Source organism: Pedobacter sp. (genome assembly GCF_965279535.1).
In the GTDB taxonomy this organism is placed as follows: Bacteria; Bacteroidota; Bacteroidia; order Sphingobacteriales; family Sphingobacteriaceae; genus Pedobacter.
In genome coordinates, this window is sequence record NZ_OZ257244.1 from 5,118,876 (window position 1) to 5,130,789 (window position 11,914).

Here is an 11,914-nt window from a genome sequence, read left to right on the forward strand (position 1 = left end):
TTGAATTGAGCCTGATGATGAAAGATAATGCAATTGCAATCGGTGCAGATATTGGTGGAACCCACATCACCACTGCATTGGTAGATTTAGAGAATAAAAAGGTTTTAAGCCATTCATTGGTGAGAGAGAAATTAGATTCACATGCCCCTGCTGCGGAAATTATTAAGATTTGGGCAGAAACGATAAGGACTGCTCAGAAGAATAAACCGATAGATAAAATTAGTCTGGCTATTCCCGGCCCTTTTGATTATGAAGAAGGCATTTGTCTCATTAAAGGCCAGTCCAAATACGAGCATCTGTATGGCTTAAATGTGAAGGAATTATTAGCAATAGAACTGGATATTGAACCCTCCAAAATTATCCTGACTAACGATGCTGCTTCCTTTTTACAGGGAGAAGTTTTTGGTGGTGCGGCTATCGGCCATGATCATGTGCTGGGGATAACCCTGGGTACAGGATTAGGTACCTGTTTTTATCGGCATGAAGTTGCGCACAATGCAGATTTATGGAACTTGCCTTTTAAACAGGGAATTGCAGAAGATTATCTTTCTACCCGTTGGTTTACTTCCAGGTATTTTGAGTTAACCGGAAAGCAAATTACAGGTGTGAGGGCGCTCGCTGGCTTAATGGATACCGCACCTGTGGTAACAGCAATATTTAAAGAATTCGGAGAAAACTTAGCAGGGTTTTTAAAAGCGTTTATTGCAGATAATCGACCGGATGCCATTATTATCGGGGGAAATATAGCCAGGAGTTTTGAGCTTTTTAAAGAACCATTATTAAACGAAATCAACAAATTTTTTCCCGGTATAGCGATTAAAACTGCCCTTTTGGGAGAGGAAGCTGCATTGATGGGCGCAGCCAGCTATTGGAAATACAAAGGCATTAGCCTCGAAAACTAAAGTACTTCATGAAAAATATTCATAAACTAATCAGAGCAACAGTTACTTCCGTATTAATCCTTTCCTCCGCCCAGCTTGCTGTGGCGCAGAACGGTAAAGAATTGTTGAAATATGTTGATCCCAGAATTGGGACAGCACATAGCAGGTGGTTCTTCTTTACGCCGGGAGCGATGCCTTTTGGTATGGCCAAACCAGCACCTTCAACCAATGGCTCTTACGGAAACGTACATGGTTGGGATGCCGTTGGTTACGATGAAAGACATACTTCTATTGAGGGTTTTGCCAATTTTCACGAATTTCAAATTGGGGGACTGGTTTTTGCACCCATAACCGGTAAACTGCAAACCCTTGCCGGTAAACTGGAGCAGCCCGATGAAGGTTACCGATCCAGGTTTGATCGTGCCGATGAAATTGCACAACCAGGGTATTATTCCGTTTTGCTAAAAGACTATCATATTAAAGCCGAACTGACAGCAACTCCACGGGTGGCCCTACACCGCTATACATTTCCCGCTTCAGCACAATCGCATATCCTTTTTGATATCGGTCATAAACAAGGCGAAAGCGGAGAAGTGAAAGATGCCAGGGTATATATCACTGACGACGGCAGGGTAGAAGGCTATGTAACCACACTTCCGGTTTACGTTCAGAAATATCAGACAGGTTCTGAGGTAACGATGTATTTTTCAGCCGTACTGGATAAAAAACCAACAGCTGTTGGTGTATTCAAAGGAAATGAGATTTTAGCAGGTCAAAAGGAAATCAAAGGTAAAGGGGCAGGTGTATACCTTACGTTTTCAACTCAGGACAAAGAAAGTGTAACCATCAAGGCAGGCCTTTCCTACACCTCTATTGAAAACGCAAGATTGAACCTCCAAAAAGAAGCAGAGGTATTGTCCTTTGATCAGGCTAAGAAACAAGCCACTGATACCTGGGCGGCAGATTTGAGTAGAATTACAGTTTCTTCCAAAAATGAAAAAAACATGGTTAAATTTTATACCGGATTATACCATGCTTTACTGGGAAGGGGTTTAGCCAGCGACGTAAGTGGCGCATATCCTAAAAATGATGGAACTGTAGGGCAAATCCCCTTAGGAAGCGATAATAAACCCCTTCATAATCATTACAATACAGATGCCATTTGGGGTGCTTTTTGGAATTTGACCCAGCTTTGGGCTATCGCTTATCCTGAATATTATTCCGATTGGATAAAAAGCCAGTTATTGGTTTACAAAGATTCGGGTTGGCTGGCCGATGGGATTGCAAATAGCAGGTATGTTTCTGGAGTAGGAACCAATTTTGTAAGCTTAACCATGGCAAGTGCTTACATGAGTGGTATTCGCGATTTCGATGTTAAACTCGCTTATGAAGCAGCATTAAAAAACGAAATCGATGGTAAAGATCGTCCGCATGGTGCTGGTAAACTGGATGTTGCTCAATTTGTAGCAAATGGTTTTGTACCGCATCTGGATAAAGGAAAGGGAGGAGGTGAACTCTGGCAATTTTCAGGTTCTCATACCCTGGAATATGCCTATAGTTCATATGCCGTGGCACAATGGGCAAAGTTATTGGGTAAGGAAAAAGACTATCAGCAATTAATGCGGTTATCTAAAGGTTGGGAACATATTTACGATCCGAAGCTTAATCTTGTTCATCCTAAAACTGCCGATGGTCAGTTCATCGCTAATTTTAAACCTACAGAGGTTTGGCGGGGATTCCAGGAAGGGAATGCCTGGCAGTATACTTTTTATGTACCGCATGATCCCAAAGGCCTCATTGCCAAGGTTGGAAAAGCAAGATTTAACGCCCGCCTGGATAGTATCTTTATTACCTCGCAAAAGAATAATTTTGGGGGCGGAACCAAACTGGATGCCTTTTCAGGTCTTGAAGGCTTATATAATCATGGTAACCAACCCAATCTGCACATTTCATGGCTCTTTAACTTTTCAGATAAGCCATCTCTTACTCAAAAATGGGTGAGAACTATAGCGGATGAGTTTTATGGTACAGATGGTATTCATGGATACGGCTATGGACAAGACGAAGATCAGGGACAGTTAGGTGCCTGGTACGTAATCTCTGCTATGGGTTTATTTGATGTGAAAGGATTTACCGATATCCAACCTGAAGTTGGATTGGGAAGCCCGCTTTTCGACCGCATTAAAATAAAGGGCAATAACAAATATTTTAGCGGTAAGGATTTTGAAATCGAGGTTAAAAACAACAGCAACGCCAATATCTATGTACAGTCCTACAACCTGAATGGAAAAGTATTGCACCAGCCTTTCATCAAACTGAAAGACATTCAGCAAGGAGGAAAAATGATCCTGCAAATGGGCAATAAACCGAAGGATAAATATTAATACCAGCAATACCTAAAAGCAATCGCAATGAAATTGATGAACAGATCAAAATACTTGTTGGCTACGCTAACAGTTGGACTAAATATAATGGTTGGACTATCAGCTGAGGCACAAACCAAAACCATCTGGGAGATTGGCAAAGCAGATGATAATAGTGCCGGAATGGCTTTAGCACCAGCTGATTATAAGAAATTTTTAGCGTACGATTTTGGTTGGGAAGACCGATACTTTCTAATCGGTTTTTCCGATCCCACAAAAGATTTTGCTTATGTGTTGCCAGGACCGAAAGACAGTTGGGGCGGCACTGCACCCACCTCCGGGATAAGGTCGCACCAGGCTAATGTTTTGTTCGGTGTAGATAAAATTGCCGGCCAGGGAAAATGGAAGCTCCTTGTAGATCTGGTAGGCTACAATGGAGAAAAACCACCACTTTTTAAAGTGAGTATTAACGGTAAAGCCTTTGTGAACCAACTGGCAAAGGCCGATAAAAACGATGCAGTTTCCGGAGACTTTTCCAAATCAAAAGCATATATTTTAGAAATTCCAATGCCCGCAGGGTTAATTAAAACAGGTGGCAATGAGGTTCAGCTTACCTCCTTAGATGGTTCATGGATTGTATTTGATCAGGTAAAACTCGAAGGACCTTCCGGGGTACTGTTACAATCGCCGAAGGTTGCTTATCTGAGATCGGTAAAGGCAGCAGATTATGAATTGAACAATGAAGGTAAGCATATCCAGCCCTTGCTGATTGATGTTGAGCATCTGGCATCAAAACCTGTGCTCAGCGTTCGTTTAGATGGTAAAGAGATTTTTAAAGAGAAATTAGAGACCGGTCGATATCAGTTTGAAGCGCCTATGCCTGTGGTTACAAGGACCAAACAAAGCAAATACGAAATATTGGCCAATGGGAAAATTATTCAAAGTGGTTGGGTTAATCGTAAACCTCAAAAAACAGCCACATATGCAGATTATGTAGATACCCGTATAGGTACAGCGCATTCGAGATGGATGATTGCTCCCGGGCCCTGGATGCCTTTCAGTATGGTGAAGGTAAGTCCGGATAACCAAAACGATGGCTGGCAATCAGGCTACGACCCTACTTTTGAGAGTATTGGTGCTTTTAGTCATATCCACGAATGGACAATGGGTGGATTGGGAATGCTCCCCGTAAATGGTCCCTTAAAAATAAAGGTTGGCGATCAGCGATCAGCAAAGGGAGAGGGCTATCGTTCCGCAATAGACAAAGCAACAGAAGAAGCTCCTTTGGGTTACTATAAAGTTAATCTTACCGATTATAATATTAAAGCGGAAGTTACAGCCAGTACACGTGCCAGCTTTATGCGTTATACCTATCCGAAAGCAACAGATTCGAGGGTAATGATTGATTTGCAAACTCCTGCCGAAAACAAATATAAACTATCGGAGGTAACGCTTAGAAAGGTAAGTGATTATCGGATTGAAGGGGTATGCAAACAGTTTGCGCCTCAGGTTTGGATTGCACAGGCAGGATCAAGTGAGCAGGAGTATGTAGTGAATTTTGTGATGGAGTTCGACCAGCCAATCCAGAAATTTGGAAGCTGGGTAAACGATGATATAGGAACAGGAGATCTGATCAGTATAAAAGATGCTAAAGATGCAGGTGCTTATGTCGAATTCGACACCAGAAATAATCAGGTGGTACAGGTAAGAACAGGAATGTCTTATGTTGATTTAGCTGGTGCTGCAAAAAATTTAGAAACAGAAATCTCTAAACCTTTCGGATGGAGTTTTGATCAGGTTCGTGCAGGTCAGGTTAAGGTTTGGAATGATTTGCTCGGCAGAATTAATACCAGTAGTAACGATCGGCGAGAGAAAATCAGATTTTATACCAATATGTATCGCGCCCTATGCAGCAGAAACACCTTTAGCGATGTAGATGGCAAGTGGATTGATGCCACCGAAAAGGTGCAGCAGTTTGCGAGTCCTGATGGTATTGCCCTGGGTTGCGATGCTTTCTGGAATACCTTTTGGAATTTGAATCAGTTCTGGAATCTGGTTACACCCGAGTGGTCATCAAAATGGGTAAAATCTCAGTTGGCCATGTACGATGCCAATGGCTGGTTAGCAAAAGGTCCGGCAGGTATGGAGTATATTCCTGTGATGGTTGCAGAACACGAGGTGCCTCTAATTGTAAGTGCTTACCAAATGGGGATTCGTGATTATGACGCCAACAAAGCTTTCGCAGCTGCAGATAAGACACTTTCCACACCTCAAACCAAAGTTGGTGGCGCACTTGCCGGAAATCAGGATTTTGAGGCTTACATGAAATATCATTTTGTACCCTATGATAAAGGCCGTTTTTCTAATTCTTTAGAATATGCCTATGATGATTGGACCCTGGCGCAGTTTGCCAAATCGTTGAATAACACAACCGGTTATAATAAATATATCGAAAGAGCAGGCTGGTGGAAAAATGCGATAGACTCAGTAAGCGGTTATGCCAGGTTAAGGAAGTCAGATGGCAGCTGGTTTGAGAACTTCGACCCCTTCCAGTCGGGCCGAAACGAACATTATGTTGAAGGAAATGCCTGGCAGCTTACTTTTTTCGTGCCACAGGATGTACCGGCATTAGCCAATAAAATCGGGGTGGACCGTTTTAAGGAAAGGTTGGCATGGGGTTTCAACGAGAGTGTGAAATGGCGGTTTAATGCGCCTAATGATCAATATTGGGATTATCCGGTAACACAAGGAAATCAACAGTCTATGCACTTTGCTTTCTTGTTTAATTGGGTTAAGCAACCCTGGCTCACGCAGAAATGGAGCCGTTCAATTGTAGATCGTTATTATGGTTACGATGTAGCAAATGCCTATCTGGGCGATGAAGATCAGGGACAGATGAGCTCCTGGTATATCATGGCCGCGCTCGGACTGTTTCAAACTGATGGAGGAACCAGCGTAAATCCAATCTATGAATTGGGAAGCCCAATTTTTAAAAATGTAACACTCAACTTAGGCGGGCAATATGGAAGGGGTAAAACATTTGAAATTATTGCCAACCATGCCTCAAGAGATAACCAATATATCCAAAGTGCTACCCTCAATGGTAAAGTATTGAATACCTTCTGGTTTTCGGCCGCAGAGCTTTTAAAAGGCGGTAAGCTGGTATTGGAAATGGGGCCAGAACCAAATAAGAATTGGGGCATTGCTGAGTTACCTGTGGCGAAATAGTTTAATGGTCATTAATCATTAGTCATTAGTGATTAGTCAATTGTCATTAGTTAAATGTCAATAGTCATTTGTCATCTATATTTTGGTCTTAGCGTCTCGCTAAGACCTTCCAGTGAAAAACTGTGTTCTTTGCACATGGATTATTATCTATGCAATCAATAACTAGCTTTATTTGTATTATTTTGCAGTGTTTACTGTAAGAAAAGGCGGTGGGTATATCATTCCTGTTCACTCTGAATGTTTAAAGTCAATATTTCTGATCAAACGTTTGTTTCGGTGAATACGGTAACTATCTTTTAAATTAGGCCACCTGATGGTGCAAAATTAGCGTGTGTATTAGTCGTAAAATGCTTGGGAAGACGCTTTAGGTATAAAAATGTGGGATTTTGATCATAATCTAAATCTTATAAATTTGCTCCTCCTCATCAACATAACAAATGAAAAAGACTATTCTTTTAGCTTCTCTGCTCATTTCTAGTGCCTATGCACAACACAAGAGTATAATAACGCTTTCGCCTGCCGATAATCAAAAGACCATCATTTTTAAGGCGGCCAATGTAACACCATCGCCAAGACAACTGCGCTGGCAGGCGCTTGAGCTGACCGCTTTTTTTCATTTTGGCATCAATACCTTTACCGATAGGGAGTGGGGAGATGGAAAAGAAGATATCTCCAAGTTTAATCCGGAGAAACTAGATGCTGAACAATGGATAAAGGCAATAAAGGAAGCCGGTTTTAAACAAGCCATTATCACAGCAAAACATCATGACGGATTTTGCTTATGGCCAAGTAAATTTACCCGGCACAGCATCAAAAATACACCTTATAAGCAAGGAAACGGTGATATCGTGAAAGAAGTGGCCGATGCATGCAGGAAGTATGATATCGGCTTTGGTGTGTATTTATCACCATGGGATCGCAATCATCCCTCATATGGAACAGATGCTTACAATACCTATTTTGTAAATCAGCTAACAGAATTGTTAACCCAATACGGTAAAGTTGATGAGGTTTGGTTTGATGGGGCAAATGGCGAAGGGCCAAATGGCAAAAAGCAGGTTTATGATTTTAATACCTGGTATAAACTGATCAGAAAATTACAACCCCAGGCGGTTATAGCAGTTCAGGGGCCGGATGTACGCTGGGTAGGTACCGAAACAGGTGTAGGACGTGAAACGGAATGGAGCGTATTGCCTATGGCAGAACAAAGCCAGGAAAAAATAGCTGCATTATCTCAAAAGGATGTGAATGTAATCCCTACTTTATCAGGTTCTTACAAAGATCAGGATCGTGGAAGCAGAGAGAAACTGGTAAATGCAACCGGCCTGATCTGGTATCCGGCAGAAACAGACGTGAGTATTCGTCCGGGATGGTTTTATCACACCAATGAAGACTCTAAAGTAAAAACACCTAAAAAATTAATGGATATTTACTTTACCTCAGTAGGTAGAAATGGAGTTTTACTATTAAATATTCCGCCTAATACACAGGGCTTAATAGCCGATAGTGATGTTAAAAACCTGACTGCCTTTGGACAAAAAATGAAAAATACCTTCTCTGATAATATCGCTAAAACGGCATCAGTTACTGCAAATACAGGTAAAAATATAAAGACCATGTTTGATGGCAAGCTAAGTACCTACTTTACCACTATTGGCAAAGATACCACCTCAACAATAACACTAAACTGGCCGAATGAGGTGAGTTTTAATGTACTTGCTTTACAAGAAAATATTGCAGTAGGACAGCGGATAGAAAAGTTTGAAGCAGAATATTTTGATGGCAGTGAATGGAAAGAATTCACTTCTGGAACTACCGTAGGCTACAAACGTTTACTCAAATTTGATACAGTAAAAGCAAAGAAAGTAAGGTTTAAAATTTTATCGTCAAGGTTAAATCCAACTTTGGCAGAATTTGGATTATACCGGTTAACTGAGGAGAATTAGTGGGTGACCCTGAGTTCAACAAAAGAAAACCATAAGAGGCCTCTGGAATTTTCCAAAGGCCTTTTTAGTACCTGTTTAAGGTAAAAGACAGCCGAAAGTTTAGTAATTTACCGCTGGATTAAGATAAGACTATGAAAATCATATTAACAGGTGCTACAGGTATGGCGGGAGAAGGTGTTTTGTTAGAATGCCTGGGAAATCGTAGGCTTGCGCAGCTTTAGTTGTAGAAAGCAAACCTTACAATGTTGCGCATCCAAACTGAAAAACCTGATTGTTCCCGATTTTTTGGAAATCGGCTATTTTCTCGCTACTATGTAACTTGTATGTGATAACCCGGAATCTTTTAAAAGATAGCTACTATATTCGGAAGGATTATATACTAAAATAGTTATCCACTTAACCAAATATCAACCAGCCAGCGCTACCCATGAATTGTAAAGCAATATACCTCAAGTATCTTCTTATTTCCATGAGTTTTCCCACGTTTTTTCTTGCCAATGCGCAAGAGAATAGCATCAAACCACCCAGGCTTGATAGTGATGGCTATAAAATGGTTTGGGCAGAAGAGTTTAATGATAGTGGAGCACCCAAGGCGGAGAGATGGAAACATGAAAAAGGATTTGTAAGAAATGAAGAATTTCAGTGGTATCAGGAAGATAATGCATGGTGCGAAAAAGGCAGCTTAATTATTGAGGCAAGAAAAGAAAATAAGGCAAATCCTGATTACATAGCAGATAGTCACGATTGGAAGAAAAACAGAAAAGAGGCCGCTTATACCTCTTCCAGTATTAAAACACAAGGCTTACACAGCTGGCTTTACGGCCGATTTGTGATGCGTGGTAAGATCGATATCCGCGATGGGATCTGGCCTGCCTGGTGGACGCTGGGCATCAACGGACGATGGCCTGCAAATGGTGAAATTGATATAATGGAATATTACCGCAAAAAACTGCTGGCCAACATCGCGTACCTGGGGGCCGACCATAAAGCTGCCTGGTATAGTACTGAAAAAAATATTGATTCACTGGGTGGAAAATTATGGGCCAAGCAATTTCATGTGTGGCGCATGGATTGGGATGAAAATTTCATCGCACTTTATGTAGACGATCAACTGCTCAATAAAGTTGCAATGGATAAATTGGAGAACCAGGACGGAACGCATACCAATCCCTTTAAGCAACCACATTACATGCTTTTTGATTTGGCAATTGGAGGGAAACAAGGTGGTGATCCATCTAAAACAGCTTTTCCGGTAAGGTTTGAGGTTGACTATGTGCGGGTTTATCAAAAATAAGATAACAGTAGGAATGGCATGAAGTTTTGGAACTGCGAATGGTTAAGGAAGTAATGGAAACTAAAGTATAATGATGAAGTATATATCAAATCATCCGATGCTGATTATGCTGATAATACTCTTTTTGAGTATAAAAATTCAGGCACAAGAGATTCCTTTTGGGAAGCGCGGTGTCATCAAATTTGACCAGCAAAAGGGAGATTTCAGTGCATGGCTTGCGGGAAGAGAGATTGCAACGAATGTAATTTCAACCCTGGAAATAGCTGGTAGAATTGTTAAATCTAACCAATATACAAAACGTATTTATACCAGCCAGCACTATAGCGATGGTTTAGGTAAGGGGAGAAAACATATCATTAAACTTTCGGGAGTTGGTTTGCCTAATCTGCAACAGATAATTTATACCTATCCTAACCATGATTATTTTATTGTACAACTGGTGGTTTCAGGACCAGGCTTAAGAACAAATCACATGGTTCCGATTAAAGCGGTACATAAAACGGATTTTGACTATGCCGATTTAACGACCTTAATCGCACCATTTGATAATGATACTTTTATCAGCTACGATGCGAAAAGTTTTGCTCAAACCAACCAATCCGTAAGTGCAGAGGTAGGTGCTTTATATCATAATGCAAGTCGTAATGGCTTGATAATGGGTTCATTGCAGCAGTCAGATTGGAAAACCGGTATTCAGGTGCAAAAAGACAGGGAGGGGATAGAAATGAGCTCCATTTGTGGATATACCGCCTATGACTTAACAAGAGACCAGCTTGCACATGGGTTTTTAACTGGAAATACCATCGCCTCAGCTAAAGTGTTCTTTGGTGCTTTTGCCGATTGGCGCCTGGGCATGGAAGAATTTGCTAAAGCAGTTAAAGCCAGTCAAACCAGGGTGGTTTTTAAATGGAATAAACCTACACCCATAGGCTGGAACAGCTGGGGTGCAATGCAGGAGAAAGTATCAGAAGCAAAGGCCATAAAAGTGGTCGATTTTTTTGCCGATAGCTTAAAAAACTTTAGAAACGATGGCTCATGTTTCATCAACCTGGATTCTTACTGGGATAATATGGTTAAGCATGAAGATTATTCGAAACTTAAAGCATTTGCAGATTATTGCAAAAGCCGGGGCTTAAAGCCAGGAATTTATTGGGCACCCTTTACCGATTGGGGATTTGCTGCTGGTGGTGATCGAAAACCCAATGGCAGCGATTATAATTTCTCTGCAATGTGGACCAAAATAGGCAAGGGCTATCACGATTTTGATGGCGCAAGGGCACTTGACCCTACACATCCCGGAACTTTACAGCGGATTAAATACATGATCGGAAAGTTTAAAGCCTGTGGTTTTGAAATGATTAAGGTAGATTTTTTAGGTCATGCTGCGGTAGAATCCGATCATTTTTACAATGCCAATGTGAAAACGGGTATGCAGGCTTATAAATTTGGGATGGATTTTTTGCTAAAGGAACTGGAGCATAAAATGCTTGTTTATGGCGCCATTTCCCCAAGTTTGGCTACAGCGCCCTATGTGCATGTAAGGCGAATTGCCTGCGATGCTTTTAAGTCCATTAGTGATACAGAATATACGCTTAATAGTGTAACCAATGGCTGGTGGCAAAGCAGCCTTTATGATTATGTTGATGGCGATCATGTGGTTTTGGGTAACGAATGTTACGAAGCCAATGTTTCCAGAATGCTCTCGGCTGTAGTAACAGGTACTTTTATCTGTGGAGATGATTTTTCACAACAAGGTCCGTGGCTTGAGAATGTTAAAGCACTCTTTCAAAATAATGACGTTTTAGCCGTTATAAAGGATGGGAAAGCCTTTCAACCCGTCGAGGGTGCACTAGATAAAGGAGCATCTAACCTTTTTTTAAAGAAATCTGGAAACAAGCTGTATCTGGCAATATTCAATTTCGATGAAAAGGAGAAAGCTGTTGCCATAGATTTTAGCCGTCTGAATTTGACAGGAGATAGCTTTCAGGCTAAAGAATTAATTAGCGGAACGCCGTATCAGGTTCAAAATCATACCCCAATAAACCTAAAACCAGAGCAGTCTGTTCTCCTTCAGGTTATGCTAAATAATTAAAATCATCCAATTTTAAATAGATTACAATGTACACATCTCTTCGTCTCCAAAAAATCTCATCATCCCTTTTGCTCTTAATTTGCATGCTTTTTATGGCAAATAGGGCTAAG

The 11,914-nt window shown here is 41.1% G+C and carries 6 protein-coding genes; all 6 read left to right on the forward strand.

Features of this window, described 5'->3' with window-relative positions; translation table 11 throughout:
* Positions 1-14 precede the first annotated feature (14 nt).
* The 6 genes from ACQY77_RS21285 (at position 15) to ACQY77_RS21310 (ending at position 11,804) form a co-directional block, all read left to right on the forward strand.
* A complete protein-coding gene (locus ACQY77_RS21285) occupies positions 15-902 on the forward strand; it encodes an ROK family protein (protein ID WP_421940306.1) in 888 nt (295 codons plus the stop codon).
* An 8-nt stretch (positions 903-910) separates the two neighbouring features.
* Positions 911-3,265 carry a GH92 family glycosyl hydrolase gene (locus ACQY77_RS21290; RefSeq protein ID WP_421940305.1) on the forward strand — a complete coding sequence of 785 codons (2,355 nt, stop codon included), beginning with the start codon at positions 911-913 and terminating at the stop codon, positions 3,263-3,265.
* A gap of 27 nt (positions 3,266-3,292) precedes the next feature.
* Positions 3,293-6,472: a GH92 family glycosyl hydrolase gene (locus ACQY77_RS21295; protein WP_421940304.1), complete on the forward strand. Its 3,180-nt coding sequence runs from the start codon at positions 3,293-3,295 to the stop codon at positions 6,470-6,472.
* A gap of 437 nt (positions 6,473-6,909) precedes the next feature.
* Positions 6,910-8,418, forward strand: coding sequence for an alpha-L-fucosidase (locus ACQY77_RS21300; RefSeq protein ID WP_421940303.1), 1,509 nt, complete (start codon positions 6,910-6,912; stop codon positions 8,416-8,418).
* A gap of 469 nt (positions 8,419-8,887) precedes the next feature.
* Positions 8,888-9,712, forward strand: coding sequence for a glycoside hydrolase family 16 protein (locus tag ACQY77_RS21305; protein ID WP_421940302.1), 825 nt, complete (start codon positions 8,888-8,890; stop codon positions 9,710-9,712).
* Between the two features lie 70 nt (positions 9,713-9,782).
* A complete protein-coding gene (locus ACQY77_RS21310; RefSeq protein ID WP_421940301.1) occupies positions 9,783-11,804 on the forward strand; it encodes an alpha-galactosidase in 2,022 nt (673 codons plus the stop codon).
* Positions 11,805-11,914 lie beyond the last annotated feature (110 nt).